This window comes from Cohnella soli (assembly GCF_042655525.1).
GTDB lineage: Bacteria > Bacillota > Bacilli > Paenibacillales > Paenibacillaceae > Cohnella > Cohnella soli.
This window is the reverse complement of sequence record NZ_JBHSMI010000029.1, coordinates 177,648-196,334: the sequence shown is the minus strand read 5'-3', so window position 1 is coordinate 196,334 and position 18,687 is coordinate 177,648. Positions and strand designations below refer to the sequence as shown.

Here is an 18,687-nt window from a genome sequence, read left to right as displayed (position 1 = left end):
TCGCATGTTGCTTCGCCGTTGGAAAAGCGGAATCGCGAACGGTCTGATGACCCTTTACGCGCTTGTCACGCTCTATCCGTTGTTCTGGCTGTTTATTAGCGCGTTTAAGTCGAACGAAGAATTTTACGCACATCCGTTCCGTTTGCCGACAAGCTGGAATTTCGACAGCTTCTCTCGCGCCTGGAAAGTATCGGACATGGGAACAAGCATGTTTAACTCGGTCATCGTCACGGCGATATCGCTTGTCGTTACGCTGGCGGTAGGCGCATTGGCCGCTTACGTTCTGTCGCGATTCCAGTTCAAGTTAAAAGTAGCTGTTATGGGCCTTTTTCTGCTCGGCATGCTCATCCCGATTCATAGCACGCTCGTGCCGCTGTTTATCATGATGAACAAAATCAACTTGCTCAACACTTACGGCGCGCTTATTTTTCCGTACGCAGCGTTTGAGCTTCCGATCGCCATATTCATTATTCAGGCGTACATGAACACGTTCCCGAAAGAGATCGAAGAAGCGGCTCATCTCGACGGCATGGGATATTGGGGCATTTTCCTGAAAATGATGCTTCCGTTGTCCGCTCCGGCGCTGTCGACCGTTGGCATTCTCGCCGTCCTGCGGTTCTGGAACGACTTTTCGTTCGCTCTCGTGTTTATTAGCAAACCGGCGCTTAAGACGTTGCCACTCAGCCTGTCCCAGTTCGCTACCGGCTACATGACCGACTACGAGCTGACGATGGCGGCGCTCGCTATGGCCGTCATTCCAACGATCGTGCTGTATTTGATCTTCCAACGCTCGATTATGCAGGGCATGGTCGCCGGCGCGGTTAAAGGTTAACATGATGAAATTGCATATCGAAGGCGAAATTGGAAATTTGATTCCGGGTATTGCAGCATTGGTGTCCGAGCTCGGCATTGAGCTTGAACAGGATCGCGAAATGGCGCAAGTCGAAGGCTTGACCGTAGTCGTCGACGCCGCGACGGACGGATTGGAAGTCGGATACGATCCGGTTACCGGCAAAGGTCACATTCGTTATGAGCGCAAACACCAATTTTATCGCGGACTCGGCTTGGTCGTGCAGCATGCGCGCCAAGGCGAGCCCTTGCAGCGTTCGGAGAAACAGCATATCGATAAGGTCGGGCCGATGTTCGATCTGTCCCGTAATGCGGTGCTGACCTTGGGCGCATTCAAGTCGATGCTGAACCGGATGGCGCTCATGGGATTAAATACGGTAATGCTCTATATGGAAGATACTTACGCGATTGAGGAGGAGCCTTATTTCGGTTATATGCGCGGGCGTTATTCGGCCGAAGAGCTGAAGGAGATCGACGATTACGCCGACCAATTCGGCATCGAAGCGTTCCCTAGCATTCAGACGCTTGCCCATCTCGAGGAATTCCTCAAATGGGAGCCGGTTAAAGCGTACAAAGATACGAAGGGCGCGCTGCTCGTCGGCGACGATCGGGTGGACGAGCTTGTCGAGCGCATGATCCGAACGGTATCGGCGCCGTTCCGCAGCCGTAAAATTCATATCGGGATGGACGAAGCCGAGGAGCTTGGCCGGGGCAAATATTTGGATCGGAACGGTTACGTCGACCGGTTCGACATTATGGCCGGACATCTGGATAAAGTGCTTGCCATCACGCGCCGACTTGGACTGAACGCGATGATGTGGAGCGACATGTTCTTAAAGCTTGCTGTCGGCAATGCGGGCACGGAAAGCGATTATTACAATACGGAGACGAAAATTCCCGAGCGGATCGCGAGCCGCATTCCGAAAGATGTGGATATGGTCTATTGGGATTACGTCCATATGGAGCCGGAGCATTACGCAAGCGTTATCGCCAATCATCGCCCGCTTGGCTGTAATCTCGTATTTGCAGGCGCGGTGTGGATCTTCAACACGTTCGGCGTCAATTACGGCATGTCGCTGAACGCATCCGACGTCGCTTTGCAGGTGTGCAAACGCGAAGGCATTCGCGAAGCGTATGCGACGATGTGGGGCGATGACGGCAATGAAGGCAATCCGTTCGCAGCGTTGCTCGGGTTGCAATTGTACGCCGAGCATGCCTATACGGAAGGCCGTCCAGACTGGAATGTCGTCGCCGAACGGGCGAAGTTCTGCACCGGCATCGACGCGGATGCGTTCCTGCTGCTCAAGGATTTGGACGAAGTGCCGGGCTCAGAACCGAACAACCGGAAGCAAAGCAATCCTTCGAAGTTTTTGCTATACCAGGATGCGCTTCTCGGTTTGTTCGACAATCAGATCGACGGATTGCCGCTTAATGCGCACTACGCGGAGCTTGAGAGGAAATTGGCGGCCGCAAGGAACGGGGATGCCGCGCTGGACTGGATATTCGAAGTGCCGCAGAAGCTGAGCGCCGTGCTGAAGAGGAAAAGCGAGCTTGGATTGCTGCTAAAGCGGGCATACGACGAAGGGGATAAATCGACTTTGCGCAGAGTAGCAGTCGAAGATATCCCCGCTATTTCGGAGTCGGTTCGGCAACTGCGGCTTGCTCACCTCTCGCAATGGCTGAAGGTATTTAAGCCGTTCGGCTGGGAAGTGATCGATATTCGCTACGGCGGTGTCATTAACAGGCTCGACACCGCGGCTGTCCGTCTACTTGCGTACGCGAACGGCGAGGTGGCAAGGATCGAAGAATTGGAGCAGGCGCGGCTTCCGTTCAGCACGGTCAATCGGTTCAACGGCCGGGGTGTCGGCTGGAGCAGCCATTATTACCGAATGGCAAGCCCTAACGTCTTTTTCCACGTAATGAATCCGTTCTGATCCGTTTAAATTATCCTTTGCGTTCCCGCTTGACCAGGCGTATAATTCCGTTCATATTGTTGGATCGGAACGGGGAGATTGCATCATGAGAAATGGAATGGGAAATGCCGTCGCGGCTTATGTCATGTGGGGATTGCTGCCGCTCTATTGGAAATGGTTCGAAGCTGTGCCTGCCGGAGAAATTTTGTCCCATCGGATCGTATGGTCGTTCGTCTTCATGATCGTGCTTATCGCGCTGCAACGCCGGTGGGGAGATATCGTTGCCGTGTTCCGCAATCGGTCGGCGTTGCTGCCTCTTGTCGCCAGCAGCTTGCTGATCACTGCGAATTGGCTCATCTTCATCTGGGCCGTCAATAACGGGCACGTGGTGGAGACAAGCCTGGGCTATTACATTACGCCGCTGCTGAACGTTCTGCTTGCCGTCCTGTTTCTGCGAGAGAAACCGAACCGAGGACAATGGCTCGCCGTCGCGATGGCGGGGGCGGCAGTATTGCTCATTGCCGCGGATTACGGCAGTTTCCCTTGGGTTTCGCTATCGCTCGCCGGGTCGTTCGGCTTGTATGGGTTGGCGAAGAAAAAGATCAAGCAGGACGCTTCGATCAGCCTGTTCACGGAGACGGCGATCGTCGTTCCGCTTGCATTGCTTTATTGGGCGATCCTCGGTGCGAAAGGGACAGCCGTAGCATGGACGCAGCCTATGGGCACAGTCATTGGGCTGCTCGCAGCGGGAGCAGCGACCGCGTTGCCGCTGCTTTTCTTCGCGAAAGCGGCCGGTAAGCTGTCCCTATCGACGCTCGGATTCGTTCAATATATCGGACCGACGATACAGCTCGGGCTAAGCGCATTTGTGTTTAAAGAACCGATAACGCCGGCGCTTGCCGTCGGATTCACGATCATCTGGGCGGCGATCGTCGTTTACGCCGTATCATCGGTTCGCGCCGCTCGTACCGTTAGCACGTAGCTTCGTGCGGGAGGCTTGCAAGCTGTTTTATTTGTTTGGCGAAGCCGTCGATATCAATTGATCGAACAGGAGCACGTTGTAGCTCGTTAACTTGCCGACTTTGGGCAAGTTGCACGTTTCTACTGCACGCTGAAGCTCGGTCAAAGAGATGTTCAGTACGGAATATTGAGGGTCCGTGTGGGTGATTGCCGCCAACGCGTGACCCTTTTTCCATATGCGTTTGACGGAATCTCCGACTTTCTGCGAACTACTCCAGTCGCTCAGCTTCGCGTATTCGCGAATGAGAGCGAACTTGTCGCCGAAAGACGATGGTCCTCCGTGCAAATAGTAATATTGGTACAAGACGAAAGTGAGCGCGATAACCGCGAGTATCGCGGCCAGTGACCAGGTCATGCGTTTGTGTGTCACGTTGATGTCTACCTGCCTCTCGTTCGGTTCACGATATTACCACTCTCGGCATAACCGAACCGGAATATACGGATTGACTCTTGTTAGCGGTAATCCATCATCGGATTCGTACTGGGAATATGGAATTTGTAGCTTGGAAGTATATAATGAAAGACAGTGTGATTGAGAGGAGAGCGTGAACATATCATGTCAATGACGATTCAACGGCTTTGCGAAGGCATCCGGCTGGATTCGCATGCAAGGCAAATTGTCGACGAATACCGAATGGACGACGCACTGTACGCGAATTATAAGCAGCATTTCAATAATGACAGACACGCTTTTTTCGAACGGGTGAAACAGAACGAGGCTTACAGGCAATTGTTCTTGTATTTATTTGTGAGGTTCGCCGTCGATGCCTATGAACAGTATCGTCTGAAAGGAATAGACGATCGCGTTTACTTTGACACTTTTTACGACATCCAGATTTGGTGTATGAACTGCAAACGGGATTACGGGGAATATGGCCTAGAGGAATATATGTGGTTGCAGGAGCATGTCCAATTGCGGTTGTTCGCATTGGGAAGGCTGCAGTTTCAGCCCTGTGCGATCGATCGAGAAGTCGAGCTGGACGGGATGAAAATTCATCAGAATCAACTCGTGTTAAACGTACATATTCCGGCAGGAGAACCATTGACGCTTCCGAGCATCGAGGACGCATTCGCCCGCGCTCGCGCGTTTTTCCGGGGGATTACACCGGTATTTATGTGTAATTCCTGGATGTTGTCACCGCGTTTAAGCGAGGTGTTGCCTCCGGAATCCAACATTTTGCGATTCCAGAAGTTATTCCATATCGATAAAGTTGATCCGGACTCCAGAGATGCCGAGCGATTCATCTTTCATGTTATCAAATCCGACGTCTCGGAATATGCGGAACAAACGTCTTTGCAGCGTAAAGCGAAAGCTTATTTACTGACTGGCGACAAACTCGGATTTGGGTTCGGTGTTACGCTCGGCTAACTCATTAGGTTAATCTGTCGGTGCAGAGAGAGGTTGTGTTCGCGTTCATGCTAAAAAGCCAGCGAGCGGGAATCGGAAAATACGCAGTGCTGCTCGCCGTATACGCCGTCGTCATGGCGGCATACGTCTGGTACACGTCACCGAATAAAGTGCCTGCTGCATTCGCGGGAACTGCCGCCGATCCGTCCACCTTCTTCTCTCCGGAGCAGCTACGGGACAGCGCGAACATTAACGCGGTTCGCAACTGGCTGTTTTTCATGAGCGGACCTTGGGAGTGGCTCATCTATTTCATCCTGCTGGCTGGCGGGATGGCGCGAAGCTGGCGAGATCGGCTCGAGCGGACAGGTCTTCCTGTGTGGATTCGTTTTCCGGTATACGCACTGCTCATTGATGGGACAGCGTTCGTCCTCTATTTGCCGCTGCGGATCGCCGGCTACAAGCTTTCTCGTGCTTATGGCATATCGACACAACCCGCTCTCGGCTGGCTCAGAGACAAGCTTGTCGCTTTCGGCATCGGCTATGTTACATTGCTGGCGGTGTCCGGCGTCGCCTTCTGGATCATTGCAAAGGGAGGACGGTGGTGGCTGAAGTTATGGCTGCTATCGATACCTTTTACAGTGTTCATGATGTACGTGCAGCCGGTCGTCATCGATCCGCTGTATAACGATTTCAAGAGGCTGTCCGATCCGAAGCTGGAGGCGCGCATATTGGAACTGGCCGCCAAAGCGGACATTCCCGCGCATCGGGTGTATGAGGTTGACATGTCGGAGAAGACGAACGCGATGAACGCCTATGTGAACGGCATCGGCTCCTCGCTGCGGATCGTGTTATGGGATACGACGTTAAAGAAGTTGACGGAGCAAGAGATTTTGCTCGTAATGGCGCACGAAATGGGGCATTACGTCAAACATCATCTGGAATGGAGCGCAGTCGGTGCGGTCGGTTCGTCGCTGGTGCTGTTATTAATCGGCGGTCGATTATTCTTACTTGTGATTCGCAAGAGGGGCGAGCGCTGGGGCATTCGTTCTCCTTCCGACATGGCGGCGTTGCCGCTTGCGATGCTTTTGTTGTCTATATTGTCGTTCGCATCGCTTCCGGTCTCGAATGCCGTATCCAGACACGCGGAAGCGGCTGCGGACCATTATGCGATGCAATTGATCGGAAGCGCGGAAGGCTCGACGACGATGAATCAGAAAATGTCCGTCACCGTGCTCGGGGACGTCAATCCTCCGCTGCTTGTCAAATGGTTCAGGGACGATCATCCTTCCGATTTGGAGAGGATACGAGATGCCGAACGGTTCGAACGGGAACACGGTCGATAAGCGAACTTACGAAATATATATGCTGGCCGGCTTCGCGACAGCGCCTCGCTTCATGGAAAGATTGGGCATCGCGCTTGCGGAACGACTTGTACAGAGCGGCGCTACAGTTGTGCGGACCGAAGCGCTGTTTCCATACGGGGACTGGAGTAGAAGCAAGCTGTCTCAGCTTCGGGAAATCTTCGCCGATATGCGGCTTGCCGCAACTTCAGAACGGTTGGGACGGTCGATCGGAGGGAGATCGGCGGCAGACGCAGTTCGAAGCTTCAGATCAGCAGACGAACTGGAGAAAACGACGACGCTGCTGCTCGGCCATAGCGGAGGCGGCATCGCAGCCGTACATGCGGCGCACTTGCTGCTCGATCGGCGCGAACGTTCGAGCTGCTTCGCGGTCATGATCGGTTCGCCGAGATGCCGCATTCCAACGGGATTGCGGCATCACGTGTTGTCGATCGATGCCGCTAGGCTAGGCAGACGCCGCCCCGACTTCGTCCCGCGGCTTGGCACGCACGGCTGGCGCGGCCAACATGCGCCGGGTTCCCGCACGGAAGTACGGATCATCGGCGGGCACGCGGATTATTTTCGCGAAACCTCTCCATACATAGATGGCGAAGGGATGTCGAATCTCGACCGGACGTTAAATACGATATTGGATTGGTTAAGCCGTGTGCCTGGCGGCAACGAACAAACGATGAATTGAGGTAAGGATGACGATGACTGAACGATATGCGAAACAAGACGAGTACGAGAACGTTCCCGCCGTCTACTTGAAATACGGAAAATATTCCGCGATTCTGCTTCCGACGATCGGCGGAAACCTGATTTCATTCCGGAACGACGAGAAGGGGAATCGTTATCTCCGCGAGCCGGAAGGAGCAGAATGGGCAAGCTTCGTCGCTAAGCCGCTGCTTCACGGCATCCCGGTTCTGTTCCCGCCGAACCGCTACGACGGAGGCACTTTCACCTTCGACGGACGCGTCTATCACCTTCCAGTCAACGAAGAGCGGACGAACAATCACATACACGGATTCGTATATGATGCCGAATGGACGCTCGAAGAGCTGGCGGAAGACGAGAACGAGAGTCGTGCAACTGTTTCGTTCGTCTTTGACGAGCAGCATCCTGATTATGGTTCGTTCCCGCACCGCGTCGTTCTTCGCCAGACGTTCGTGTTGTCTTCAGATGGACTTGAGCAGCGATTCGAAGCGGTTAACGAAAGCGGGCAGGCACTCCCGTTCATGCTTGGCTTCCATACGACATTAAACGTTCCATTCGCACAGGGAAGCGACGTCCGCGACATTCGGTGCGGTCTACCGATCGGAGATCGCTGGGAACTGAACGCACGCCAATTGCCGACGGGAAAAAGGTTGCCGCTTCGCGACGGGGAACAAGCGCTTGCTGCGGGGCAAGGCGATCCGTTCTTCGCGGGGCTGGACGACCATTACGCCGCAGCCGGCGTTGACGGCGGCCGGAACGCGGTAACGGTGGAAGACGCGAATGCGGGAGTCCGTTTCGTGTACGAAACGGGCGATGCGTTCAAGCATTGGATGGTGTACAACGCGGAGGCGAATGGCAGCTTCTTCTGTCCAGAGCCGCAGACGGGGATGGTGAACGCGCCGAATGTCGGGTTGCCGGACGATGTCACCGGATTAATCCGATTGGAGCCGGGCGCGAAGTGGACGGCGACGTGCCGGATGTATGATCGTTCATTGTAACAAACGCCATTCGCTGGGGCTTACGCCGAATTCTTTTTTGAACGATGTGCTGAAGTAATGAATGTTGGCGAACCCGGAACATTCGGATATTTCCTGAACGGACATGGCGCTGTTCTTCAAGTAACTGACGGCGGCGTTCATTCTGAGCTCCCTTAAATATTCGAAAGGCGTCTTTCCCTGATAGCTCTTGAACAACCGGATCAAATAAGAGCCGTTGAGATGGACGAGCCGGGACAACGTGTGCAATTCGATTTTCATTTGATAATTGGTCTCCATATATCGCATAATGACTTCGACCAAGCGCAGTTGGGTTGCCTTCAGCGATTCCGTGCGTCCTTCCAGTCGGTCGCTCCGTTCCAGGAGATGACGAACAAGCGCGATCAGCTTACGTAATTCACATGCAAGCGCCTCTTCCACATGAGGCGTTTTTTGCTGTGTGTACATTTTGCTCAGTCGCTCCAGAGACTCGAGCGTGATGCCGATCAAATCCGAATCAGGCTTAAACGACTCGAGGCTGTTCTGCATGCCATTCCATTGAAACAGTTGGGGGAAGGTCGGGAAAAGGTTGCTGTCCGCCAGTTCGAATTCGACGTAATGATAACGTACGGTTGGTTCGAGATAAGTCAGTTTGTGAGGGGTATCAGGGGACAGCAAAAACACGGCAGGGCCTTCTACGACATAGGCTTGACCCAGCCATTGCAGCTTCGCGCGGCCTTGATGAATGGAAAGGATCTCATAAAAGCCGTGAATGCCTCCGTCTTCCGGCGGCTTATGGTCATCGGACGGGTAGTAGCCGGTTTTGCGGATCCTCATGAATACGCCCCCATATACGAAGTAGATAAATTATAAATGAAATTTACGACTATGCGTTGTATCGGTAAGGAATTTTTCTGCGGGAACAAACTTAAGTAGATCAATTCTAAATTCTATTTCTCAGCTTGATTATATAATCGAAGCAACCGAACAATCAATTGAAGGAGGCATAAAATGAGCCACAGGTATTCCGTCATTTTATCCAATGTAGGTTCGTCTGCCGATCGTTTTCTGACTACGGGTTATAGCGCACCTTTTACGATTCCTGAACTGTTCGCTCGGGTCAAGGCGATCCCGCAAGTGACCGGCGTTGAACTGGTCGGCTCCTGGCACATCACGGAGCGCAACGTATCTGAAATCAAGCAGCAGCTTGAGGAACATGAACTGCAGCTCGTATCGATCATTCCCGATCATTTCGGACAGATCAAGTGGAAGACGGGGAGCTTCGCCGCCAAAGACCCGGCGATCCGTAGGGATGCGGTCGCGCATGCCAAAGCAATGATCGATGCCGCAGTCGAGCTCGGCGGCAATTTGATTAGCCTGTGGCCAGGTCAGGACGGATACGATTACTTGTTCCAGGCGGACTATATGCAAGAGCGCGACTGGTTCGCCGAAGGCGTAAAAGAAGTGTGCGCCTATCGACCGGATTTCCAGGTCAGTCTGGAATACAAAATCAAAGAGCCGCGCACGCACAGTTACTTGAGCAGTGTTGCGACTTCGCTCCTGATCGCGCAGGAAGTAGGGACCGACAACGTAGGCGTGACGATCGATTTCGGTCATTCGCTGAACGCGTATGAGACGCCGGCCGAATCTGTCGCTCTGCTTCGCAAATATGGCAACAAACTGTTCCATGTGCATATGAACGATAATTATCGTCATTGGGACGATGACATGATCGTGGGCAGCATCCATACGATCGAGACGCTGGAGTTTTTCTACTGGTTAAAAAGAACGGACTACCGCGGCTGGCTCTCCATTGACCAATACCCTTACAGGGAGGACAGTCTGGAAGCGGTCCGCGAAGGCGTAAATGCGATGGAAGCTTTTACAAGTTTGATCGACCGAATTCCCGCAGGCGAACTGGAAGGTTTGCTTCAGCGGGGCGACGCTACCGAGTCCACGGCCTATTTGCGCAAACTGTTGCTGAGTTTTAAGTGAGTTTCTGTTTCAATATTAGAATGCATGCGAACGGACCGATCTTCTTATGAAGGTCGGTTTTTCCATGTCCGAATGGTTTGCCCTCTCGAAGCTCATACTATCCAAATCCAACCATTTCGCCAATGAGAGATGAGGGCCGACATGCAGGATACTTTGGGCACCCGGTTGAAAGAGAACATCCGATCGATGAAAGCTGCGGTCGGGAACAGCAACGACATAGTGTTCAGGGAATTTGCCGTAGGAGAGGGCATGTTCAAGAAGGACGCTCTTATCGTCTATACGGACGGACTCGTCGACATCAAAACCGTTCAGGAATTCGTCCTCGGAAAAATGATCGCCGATCTGCAGCGAATCAATCCGACCAAAGACGAATTGTTCAACAAACTCGGCGCAAGCGAAATGAAGAAAGTGAAAGATTGGGACTCGCTGTACTCGAACTTAATGGGCGGGGATACGATTTTCCTGCTGGACGGCTTAGCGGAAGCTTGTATATTCGATACGCGCGGTTTCAAAGATCGTGGCGTTACCGAAGCGACGTCGGAGACGGTTATTCGCGGACCGAAAGAATCGTTTTCCGAGTCTATTCGGACGAACACCGCTTTAATCCGGCGTAAAATCAAAGATCCGAACCTTTGGCTGGAAACGAGGCAAATCGGCAAAGTGTCGAAAACGGACGTCTCTATTATGTTTATCAACGGCATCGTTAACGATAAGGTCGTCGAAGAAGTAAGAACCCGGCTCGATCGGATCGATATCGACGGTATTCTGGAAAGCGGTTATATCGAAGAAATGATCCAGGACGCCAGCTTCAGTCCGTTTCCGACGATGTACAATTCGGAGCGGCCAGACGTCATCGCGGCGGAACTGATGGAAGGCAAAGTCGCGATTCTCGTGGATGGCACGCCGCATGTGCTGGTCGTTCCGGCTTTGTTTATTTCCTTTCTCAACTCCCCGGAAGATTATTATCAACGCTGGGATATTAGCAGTCTCGTCCGCAGTCTCAGGTTTGTCGGCATTCTGATTGGACTGCTCGGGCCATCGATGTATATTGCGATTACGACGTTTCATCAAGAGATGATTCCGACGCAATTGCTGATCAGTCTGGCGTCGCAGCGGGAAGGGACGCCATTTCCCGCATTCGTTGAGGCGTTGATTATGGAAGTGACTTTCGAAATTTTGCGTGAAGCCGGCATCCGGATGCCCCGTCCGATCGGACAAGCGGTGTCTATCGTCGGTACGCTTGTCATTGGGCAAGCGGCCGTCGAAGCGGGCATCGTGTCAGCAGCGATGGTCATTGTCGTAGCGATCACGGCGATCTCTAGCTTCGTCGTGCCCGCGACGAATATGTCCATCTCCATAAGGATGCTTCGCTTTCCGCTCATGGTTCTTGCGGCCACTTTCGGTTTGTTCGGCATTATTGTCGGCGTCATCGTGCTCGTGCTGCATCTGTGCAGCTTAAGAAGTTTCGGCGTACCTTACATGAGTCCGTTCGGCCCTTTCAATCTGAAAGATCAGAAAGACGCGCTCATCCGCCTTCCCCAATGGGCGATGACCACGAGGCCCCGCTTGATCAGCCAGAAAAACAACGTTCGCCGACGGATAAGGGGGAAAATATGAGGCGAAAGCTGATTGTTTTGTTGGCGAGCTTCATTGCGCTCTCGACGATGACGGGTTGCTGGAACCGGCGAGAGTTGGACGAACTGGCCATCGCAGTCGCATTCGGTATCGATAAAGCGGATAATGGCCGATTTCTCGTATCTGCCCAAGTTGTCGATCCGAGCGAAGTTGCGGCGAAGCGGGGAGGGGGCACCCGCACGCCGGTCGTTCTATACCAAACGACGGGAAGAACAATATTCGAAGCGCTGCGCAAAATGACGACTGGGGCTCCAAGGAAAATTTACACCTCTCATTTGCGCATCCTTGTCATTCAAGAACAATTGGCCAGGGAAGGCATACGCAAAGTGCTTGACTTTTTGTCCAGAAACCATGAACTGCGCTCGGATTTTTTCGTCGTTGTTGCCAAGGGGGAAAGGGCAGAGAATGTTCTGAAAATAACGACCCATCTAGAATCGATTCCGGCGAATCTGATGTTCTCGTCATTAAAGACTTCGCACAAAGTATGGGCGCCGACGGTAGGTGTTACGTTGGGCAAATTGATTGACGATATCGTTAGGGAAGGTCAGCAGCCGGTTATTACGGGATTGGAAATCATCGGGGAGCAGAAGGCTGGTGAAAACAAAAAAAACGCGGAAGAAATTTCGCCCCCCGTCCAATTGAAATATTCGGGTCTCGGGGTGTTTAGCGAAGATCGGCTAGTCGGCTGGCTGAATGAAACGGAGAGCAAAGCGTACAATTTCATTCAAAACTACGTGAAAAGCACGGTTGGCGTCATAGAATGCCCGCGAGGTGACGGGGATCTGTCACTGGAATTGATGAACTCAAAGACAAAAGTAACAGGGCATCTCCGTAATGGCAAGCCGTATGTTAACATCGCCATGCGACTTGAGGCCAACATCGGAGAAGTCGGCTGCGCAATTGATTTAACGAAGCCGGACACAATTACCGAAGTGGAAAAGATTGGCGGAGACAAGGTGCGAAAGTTCGCGGAGGAGACCGTGCGGAAAGTTCAAGAGAAGTATGGGGCCGATATATTCGGTTTCGGCGAAGTGATGCACCGCTCGCATCCTCGTTATTGGAAGAAGGCGAGCAAAGATTGGGAACATATTTTCCGCGAACTGCAGGTGAACGTAACCGTCGATGTCAAGATCAGGCATATCGGTACGGAAAGTCAATCGTTTATCGAACAGATCGGCAAGGAGGAGTAAGCGGATGTGGGGGATGCTTGGCATCGTCGTGGCAACGACCGCCATCGCATGGGCGGAAGTACCGGGTCTTCTGAGGAGGAAGCGGATCAAGGAGCTGTGGGCATTCAGCATAATGTTGGGTGTTGGCTTCGGATTGTGTCTGGCTTGGAGCTTTCACGTCAAATTGCCGACTCCGACCGATTGGATCAGTTTCGTATACCGCCCATTCGGGGAAGCGATGAATCGTTGGCTCAAGTAAGGAACGGAAAGAGAGGTGACGTCGGATATGAAGCAATCGTTCAGCTCAGACGGCAAAATCAGCACAAGCCAGTTCACCTGCCTCGTCTCGATATATATGGTTGGAAGCGCGATACTTATGATGCCGTCTATTCTTGCGTCTGGTGCAAAGCAGGATGCCTGGATCGCCGCGCTGCTCGGGATCGGTTGCACATTGTTATGGCTGCCTTGTTACGTCAAACTGGGTACCGCGTTTCCGCACTTGACGGTGATCGGCATCATCGAAAACTTGCTCGGCAGATGGCTGGGTTTGATCGTATCCATGCTGTTCATCGGGTTCCCTCTAATGATCGCTTCCCTGACATTGCGGAATATCGGCGACTTCCTTGCGACTCAAGTGTTGGACGAGACACCTATGGAAGCCATTCACTTCTTGTTTCTGACAATCGTCATTATGGGCGTCTATGCGGGGGTGGAGACGATCGCGAGATCCGCGGAAGTGTTCTTCCCTTGGATCGTGGCGTTATTTGTCATTATGTTGGCGCTGCTCAGCCCGACCTTCCATATGGACAACCTGCGTCCGGTGCTCGGCGACGGCTTTGCTCCGATCGTTCGGGCGGCTATCCCCTTCCTTGGATTCCCGCTGGCTGAACCGTTCGTGCTGCTCATGCTATTCCCTTCCGTGAATCGGGGAGAGCGAGCGGGCAAAGCCTTAGTCGCGGGTATCATGTTCGGCGGTGGATGCCTCTTCATTATGACGCTGGCGGCTATATTGACGTTGGGAGCCGATAAGACGGCGACTTTGCAGTTTTCGAGCTATTTTCTTGCACAAACGATTAGCATTGGCAGCTTTCTGGAGCGAATTGAAATCATAATGGCGATAATCTGGTTTATTACGATCTATTATCGGCTGACCATTCTTTTTTACGCCATTACGAAAGGTTTTTCCCAAATGCTGAAATTCGACGAGCATCGATTTCTGGCGATGCCGATCGGTCTCATTGTATTCGCTTTGTCCATACTGCTTATTCCAAATACGACTGCGTTACTAGCGTTTAATACACTCGCATGGCCATATTACGCGATGACGATGGGCATTGCGCTTCCGTTGTTCCTGCTCGTGATTGGATGGAGGAAAATCGGCCATGCCGGACAAAGAAATCATTAGCCCAAGGCAGCTTGCGATTTTGACTTTTATGATGACGGTCGGTCCTACGATTCTCGTAGCCCCAGCGTTGATGGCTTCCATCGTGAGACAGGACGGATGGATCGCTACGATCTGCGCGATCTGCCTGCAGCTTCTGTCCGTTCTCCTGTACGCGGCGCTCGGCGACCGTTACCCCGACCATTCAATCGTCGAGTACATCGAGATCATTTTAGGCAAATGGACGGGAAAAGCGATAGCGCTGCTGTACGTCCTATTTTGCATCCTTACGGTGGGGTATATCGTTCGGTTTTTCGGGGATTTCATGGCGGTGCAGGTGATGCCCGAAACACCGATCTTCGCGGTGCTGGTGTTATTCATGGTCACTGTCGTCGTTGCGGTACACCTAGGATTGGAGGTATTCGCCCGAGCAGCTGAAGTGTTCTTTCCCTACATCTGTGCTTTATTTGTCGTGCTGGTGGTGTTCTCGATTCCGAAAGCGGACCTGAGCAGCCTTCAACCGGTGTTGGAAAGCGGAATAAAACCGATGTTTCTAGCTTCAATCAATTTTTTCAGTTTGCAGGAAACAGTTATTTTGCTGGCGTTGTATCCACGCGTGAATCAAGTCGGCAAGTCGCGTAATGCGATGATCATGGGCGTGTTGGCTGGGGGCGTCGTATTGATATTAACGACGCTGATGGTGTTGCTCGTCCTTGGAGCGGACATGACTGCGCGAAACATCTATCCGAGTTATCGGCTGGCTCAAATGATTAGTATCGGCAAATTCTTGCAGCGGGTAGAAGCGATTCTGGCGATAATTTGGTTTATGACGATTTTCTTTAAGGTCGTCATATGTTTCTATGCGGCCGTTACAGGTTTATCGAAAACGATCGGCTTGCGGGAGTACAAACCGTTTGCTCTTCCGTTAGGCGTGATCTCCGTCATCCTCGCCATGGTTGTATACGACAACAGCGTCAAGGAGGCAGATTTGATTCAGAACATTTGGCCGGGTTACGCATTAACTTTTCTGCTCGTAGTGCCGTTGATACTGCTTGCGGTCGACTTTATGCGAAAGAAAGCAAAATGAATCCTCTTATCGACACACCACTATAACTCAAATTGCTAGGTTATGATCGTTCCCATCTTGTCCCAGTCGAATAAACTATTAAAAAAGACTGGCAATGGGGAGGGACGGTAGATGCAAACGCAAGTCGGCATAGTTTGCGCGCTGTTCGGCGCGGCGATCTCTTTTTCGTTCGGAACGTGGACGGAGTCGTTAACTTTTCTGCTCGTATTGATGGCCATCGACTATTTTACGGGTGTTTCGGCCGCAATCAAGGAAGGGACAGGATTAAACAGCAACTTCGGATTTTGGGGATTGTTGAAAAAAGCGATGATTATGCTCGTCATGCTCATTGCCCACCGGCTGGACTTGCTTCTCGGCATAGACGCGGTGATGGGCAGCGCCGTCTTTTTCTACATCGCCAACGAGTTGTTGTCGATTATCGAAAATTACGGCCGCATAGGGTTGCCGCTTCCCGATAGGCTCAAACAAATCGTTGCCGTTCTAAGAGCGCGTGCAGGCGAGAACGCGGAGGAGCCAAAGCCTAACGATCAACAACCGGACGATAAGCCGGAACAACCTGGGGGGAAATGACGACGTATTCATTGGACGTTCGAAGCCGACAATAATAATTAGCGCACGTTGTTCATCAAATTGTCAAAAGTATAAAAAGTGGAACATTCTATGTCGACAAGTGCTTGAGTTAAAGCGCCTGTATTAGGTACAATAAGTGTTAGACAATTTGGAGGAAGCAGGGGAGCAAACGATGCATAAATGGCTGATGTCCGCTTTGGTTACGATCGCGTGCGCAATGGGTGTATACCTTCTTGCTACCGGCCTGCCGGCGAAACCGAAAGACGAAGCGTCCGACCTTAAAGAAGGACAAGAGTTGCTGAGAATCAAAGCGACAAACTATGAATTCGACGAGAAAGAATATCACGTGAAAGCGGGAACGAACTACAAAATCAAGTTCTCCAACACGCTTGGCAACCACGGCGTTGAAGTCGTCGGTCTGGGCATTGAGATGAGCAAAGACGCTCCTGAACTGGAATTCACGTTCGACAAGCCGGGCACTTATGAACTGCACTGTTCGATCATGTGCGGATCGGGTCACGGAACGATGAAGTCGAAGATCATCGTCGAGTAAAACAGTTACGAGCAACGAACGGAAAAAGGAGCCGCGAGGGCTCCTTTTTTCCAAATGCGGAAGTTTAAAACATAGTACGACGTTACGTTCTCCGCCTCGCACGCGTTCGATAAATGGCTTGGTCGCCTAAGTAACCGATAAGCAGCCAACTGAGCACGGTCAGTGCGTACATAAGCCAGACGCTAACGTTGTGCATATCGGTAAACAATTCGACGAGCCACATCGGCACGCTGAACATCATCAGAAACAGGTTGTGCGGATCATACCCGCTCGCGTTAAACAAACATAAGGCTAGGCCGATAGCGGCGCAGGCCCAGGTCATCGTATACCGCATGGTCGCCTGGAGGTCTCCCTTCGCGATGAGCTTGCTGTCCTCCGTAGTATGCGCCCTTGCGCACACCCTCATAAGAAGAAAGGAATGGGAAACATGATTACTCATATCGTCCTTTTCAAGTTAAAAGACAGGAGCCCGGAAAGCGTGGAAAGAACCGCGCAAGTGCTTCGCAACATGGAGGGCAAGATCGACGTGCTGCGCCATCTGGAAGTCGGCGTCGACGTTCTCCACACCGAACGTTCTTACGACATCGCGTTGTATACGAAATTCGACTCGATGGAAGACTTGCAAACGTATCAAGTGCATCCTGAGCACCAAAAAGTGATCGCGCACATGAACGAACATCGCGAATCTTCGGTTAGCGCGGATTACGAGAGCTGATCATGAAATCGTTATTGCCGCTCGTCGAGAAAGATCCGATGAACATGGGCGACGTCTATCAAATGATGACGTACGTCGTGCTCATTCTGATTAGTTGCGTTGTTATGATTGTATGGTTAAAGCGCAGAGGAAGGCGCAAAAAAAATCGGTAAAGGGGACCGGCGCGAATGTACGACGTGAACGTAGCGTTCATTCGCTCCAGATTGGCCTGTTTGCCGGAGATCGCCCAAGCGCTCTCTGCGGCGACGGTCGCGTGGAGCGGCGGATTGATCGAAGGTTTGGCACAGGAGAGGGCGCTTCATTTGGCGGCGGAAGTCGCAACAGATGTCGGGCACGCGTTGATCGACGGGTTTATTATGAGGGACGCGAGCAGCTACGAAGATATTATCGATATTATTGCTGAAGAAGGTGTCGTGTCTGACGAAGTGGCGGCATCGCTCAGAAGCGTCGTTCTGCTTCGCAAGAAACTCGTGCAAGAGTACGATACGTGGCCGCGAGCCGAATTGCACCCGCTAACGGCGGAACTCCCGCGCGCGCTGATGGGTTTCTCCGATCAAGTCGATGATTATTTGCGACGAGAGTTGATTTAACGGCGTGATTCTGCCACGATCCTCCGATTTACGAAGAGGGCAGATTCGGCTACAATGATTGCAAGAGGAGGGGATGCCATGCAGCCGAGGGAAGAGCGGTCGACGAGGCACCAGTTGCTTCAATTGCTTAAGACGCAAGGAAACAGCAGCTGTATCGGAGATTTGTCCAAAGCGCTAGGCATCACCGAGATGGCTGTCAGAAGGCACGTTCAATCACTTGAGAAAGACCGGCTTATTCGCTCCGAGCTTGTTCGCCAGGCGATGGGGCGTCCGATGTACCGTTATTCGCTGACGAAGGAAGCCGATGAGTTGTTTCCGAAAAACTATCCTCAATTGACGCTGGACTTGCTTGAAGAGATTGAGGAGCAGGATGACGGCGAAGCGATGATCGAACGGCTGTTTCAGGGCAGAAGAGACAAGTTAGAATCACGTTACCGGGACCGGATGGCGGAATTGCCGCTTGCGGAACGGGTAGCCGAACTGAGCGCGATTCAGAACGGCGGAGGGTATATGACGGAGTGGGAAACGCTGTCCGAAGAAGGATCGTTCGTGCTGCGCGAATATAATTGCCCGATCGCCAAAGTGGCGGGCAAGTACCGGGAAGCTTGCCGGTGCGAGCAACAATTGTTCGAACGACTGCTTGACGCGGACGTTGAACGGACGGAATGTTTGGCGGATGGAGAGTATCGCTGTTCCTACGCTATTCGCCCGAGAACGGACGCCATAACGACATCTTAGAACGGTTTGGCCGCATTTGCGGCTGACCGTTTTTTTATTTATTTGCGTTGTCCACTGTGTCAAGACGAGCCCAAACTTCTTATACTGTCGTAG

General features: G+C 52.3%; 22 protein-coding genes. 19 read left to right on the top strand and 3 right to left on the bottom strand.

Annotation, left to right across the window (positions count from 1 at the left end; all coding sequences use genetic code 11):
* The first annotated feature begins 4 nt into the window (after positions 1–4).
* The 3 genes from ACFPOF_RS21300 to rarD all read left to right on the top strand — a co-directional run bounded on the left by ACFPOF_RS21300 (position 5) and on the right by rarD (position 3,744).
* A complete protein-coding gene (locus tag ACFPOF_RS21300; RefSeq protein WP_378136395.1) occupies positions 5–832 on the top strand; it encodes a carbohydrate ABC transporter permease in 828 nt (275 codons plus the stop codon).
* A 4-nt stretch (positions 833–836) separates the two neighbouring features.
* A complete protein-coding gene (locus ACFPOF_RS21295; protein WP_378137094.1) occupies positions 837–2,783 on the top strand; it encodes a beta-N-acetylhexosaminidase in 1,947 nt (648 codons plus the stop codon).
* A gap of 85 nt (positions 2,784–2,868) precedes the next feature.
* Positions 2,869–3,744 carry an EamA family transporter RarD gene (gene rarD, locus ACFPOF_RS21290; protein ID WP_378136393.1) on the top strand — a complete coding sequence of 292 codons (876 nt, stop codon included), beginning with the start codon at positions 2,869–2,871 and terminating at the stop codon, positions 3,742–3,744.
* Between the two features lie 27 nt (positions 3,745–3,771).
* Here the strand turns inward: rarD and ACFPOF_RS21285 are convergent, their stop codons facing one another.
* On the bottom strand, positions 3,772–4,152 hold the full coding sequence (locus ACFPOF_RS21285; protein WP_378136391.1) for a hypothetical protein: 381 nt from the start codon (positions 4,150–4,152) through the stop codon (positions 3,772–3,774).
* Positions 4,153–4,338: 186 nt separating this feature from the next.
* Between ACFPOF_RS21285 and ACFPOF_RS21280 the strand changes: the two genes are divergently transcribed.
* The 4 genes from ACFPOF_RS21280 to ACFPOF_RS21265 are packed head-to-tail and all read left to right on the top strand — an operon-like array spanning position 4,339 to position 8,185.
* Entirely contained in the window at positions 4,339–5,151 is an 813-nt protein-coding gene (locus ACFPOF_RS21280) for an acyltransferase domain-containing protein (RefSeq protein WP_378136389.1), read from the top strand.
* A gap of 47 nt (positions 5,152–5,198) precedes the next feature.
* Entirely contained in the window at positions 5,199–6,473 is a 1,275-nt protein-coding gene (locus tag ACFPOF_RS21275) for a M48 family metallopeptidase (protein WP_378136387.1), read from the top strand.
* Positions 6,439–7,170 (top strand): alpha/beta hydrolase family protein, encoded by a 732-nt coding sequence (locus ACFPOF_RS21270; protein ID WP_378136386.1) that lies wholly within the window; start codon positions 6,439–6,441, stop codon positions 7,168–7,170. Before ACFPOF_RS21275 ends, ACFPOF_RS21270 begins: the two co-directional genes overlap by 35 nt.
* Before the next feature lie 13 nt (positions 7,171–7,183).
* Positions 7,184–8,185 (top strand): aldose 1-epimerase, encoded by a 1,002-nt coding sequence (locus tag ACFPOF_RS21265; RefSeq protein WP_378136384.1) that lies wholly within the window; start codon positions 7,184–7,186, stop codon positions 8,183–8,185.
* On the opposite strand, the gene ACFPOF_RS21260 is transcribed toward ACFPOF_RS21265, so the two are convergent.
* Positions 8,177–8,998 carry a helix-turn-helix transcriptional regulator gene (locus tag ACFPOF_RS21260; protein ID WP_378136382.1) on the bottom strand — a complete coding sequence of 274 codons (822 nt, stop codon included), beginning with the start codon at positions 8,996–8,998 and terminating at the stop codon, positions 8,177–8,179. The two genes, ACFPOF_RS21265 and ACFPOF_RS21260, sit on opposite strands and share 9 nt — an antisense overlap.
* A 174-nt stretch (positions 8,999–9,172) precedes the next feature.
* Between ACFPOF_RS21260 and ACFPOF_RS21255 the strand changes: the two genes are divergently transcribed.
* The 8 genes from ACFPOF_RS21255 (at position 9,173) to ACFPOF_RS21220 (ending at position 16,551) form a co-directional block, all read left to right on the top strand.
* On the top strand, positions 9,173–10,156 hold the full coding sequence (locus ACFPOF_RS21255) for a sugar phosphate isomerase/epimerase family protein (RefSeq protein WP_378136380.1): 984 nt from the start codon (positions 9,173–9,175) through the stop codon (positions 10,154–10,156).
* A 141-nt stretch (positions 10,157–10,297) separates the two neighbouring features.
* On the top strand, positions 10,298–11,773 hold the full coding sequence (locus ACFPOF_RS21250) for a spore germination protein (RefSeq protein ID WP_378136378.1): 1,476 nt from the start codon (positions 10,298–10,300) through the stop codon (positions 11,771–11,773).
* Positions 11,770–12,981 carry a Ger(x)C family spore germination protein gene (locus ACFPOF_RS21245; RefSeq protein ID WP_378136376.1) on the top strand — a complete coding sequence of 404 codons (1,212 nt, stop codon included), beginning with the start codon at positions 11,770–11,772 and terminating at the stop codon, positions 12,979–12,981. Before ACFPOF_RS21250 ends, ACFPOF_RS21245 begins: the two co-directional genes overlap by 4 nt.
* A 4-nt stretch (positions 12,982–12,985) precedes the next feature.
* Positions 12,986–13,219 carry a hypothetical protein gene (locus tag ACFPOF_RS21240; RefSeq protein ID WP_378136374.1) on the top strand — a complete coding sequence of 78 codons (234 nt, stop codon included), beginning with the start codon at positions 12,986–12,988 and terminating at the stop codon, positions 13,217–13,219.
* Positions 13,220–13,246: 27 nt separating this feature from the next.
* The gene (locus tag ACFPOF_RS21235) at positions 13,247–14,365 is read left to right on the top strand and encodes a GerAB/ArcD/ProY family transporter (protein WP_378136372.1); all 1,119 of its coding nucleotides are present in this window, start codon (positions 13,247–13,249) and stop codon (positions 14,363–14,365) included.
* Positions 14,343–15,428, top strand: coding sequence for a GerAB/ArcD/ProY family transporter (locus ACFPOF_RS21230; RefSeq protein ID WP_378136370.1), 1,086 nt, complete (start codon positions 14,343–14,345; stop codon positions 15,426–15,428). Before ACFPOF_RS21235 ends, ACFPOF_RS21230 begins: the two co-directional genes overlap by 23 nt.
* A 111-nt stretch (positions 15,429–15,539) precedes the next feature.
* Positions 15,540–15,998 (top strand): phage holin family protein, encoded by a 459-nt coding sequence (locus tag ACFPOF_RS21225; protein WP_378136369.1) that lies wholly within the window; start codon positions 15,540–15,542, stop codon positions 15,996–15,998.
* 172 nt (positions 15,999–16,170) lie between these two features.
* Entirely contained in the window at positions 16,171–16,551 is a 381-nt protein-coding gene (locus tag ACFPOF_RS21220) for a cupredoxin domain-containing protein (RefSeq protein ID WP_378136367.1), read from the top strand.
* Between the two features lie 82 nt (positions 16,552–16,633).
* Here the strand turns inward: ACFPOF_RS21220 and ACFPOF_RS21215 are convergent, their stop codons facing one another.
* Positions 16,634–16,885: a hypothetical protein gene (locus tag ACFPOF_RS21215; protein WP_378136366.1), complete on the bottom strand. Its 252-nt coding sequence runs from the start codon at positions 16,883–16,885 to the stop codon at positions 16,634–16,636.
* A gap of 93 nt (positions 16,886–16,978) precedes the next feature.
* Here ACFPOF_RS21215 and ACFPOF_RS21210 point away from each other — a divergent pair, with 93 nt between their 5' ends.
* From ACFPOF_RS21210 to ACFPOF_RS21195, 4 genes are all read left to right on the top strand, one after another.
* Positions 16,979–17,266 carry a Dabb family protein gene (locus ACFPOF_RS21210; RefSeq protein WP_378136364.1) on the top strand — a complete coding sequence of 96 codons (288 nt, stop codon included), beginning with the start codon at positions 16,979–16,981 and terminating at the stop codon, positions 17,264–17,266.
* 2 nt (positions 17,267–17,268) lie between these two features.
* Positions 17,269–17,418 carry a hypothetical protein gene (locus ACFPOF_RS21205; protein ID WP_378136362.1) on the top strand — a complete coding sequence of 50 codons (150 nt, stop codon included), beginning with the start codon at positions 17,269–17,271 and terminating at the stop codon, positions 17,416–17,418.
* A gap of 15 nt (positions 17,419–17,433) precedes the next feature.
* A complete protein-coding gene (locus ACFPOF_RS21200; protein ID WP_378136360.1) occupies positions 17,434–17,856 on the top strand; it encodes a DUF86 domain-containing protein in 423 nt (140 codons plus the stop codon).
* 78 nt (positions 17,857–17,934) lie between these two features.
* Positions 17,935–18,594, top strand: a complete 660-nt coding sequence (locus ACFPOF_RS21195; RefSeq protein ID WP_378136358.1) for a helix-turn-helix transcriptional regulator — start codon at positions 17,935–17,937, stop codon at positions 18,592–18,594.
* Positions 18,595–18,687: the final 93 nt, after the last annotated feature.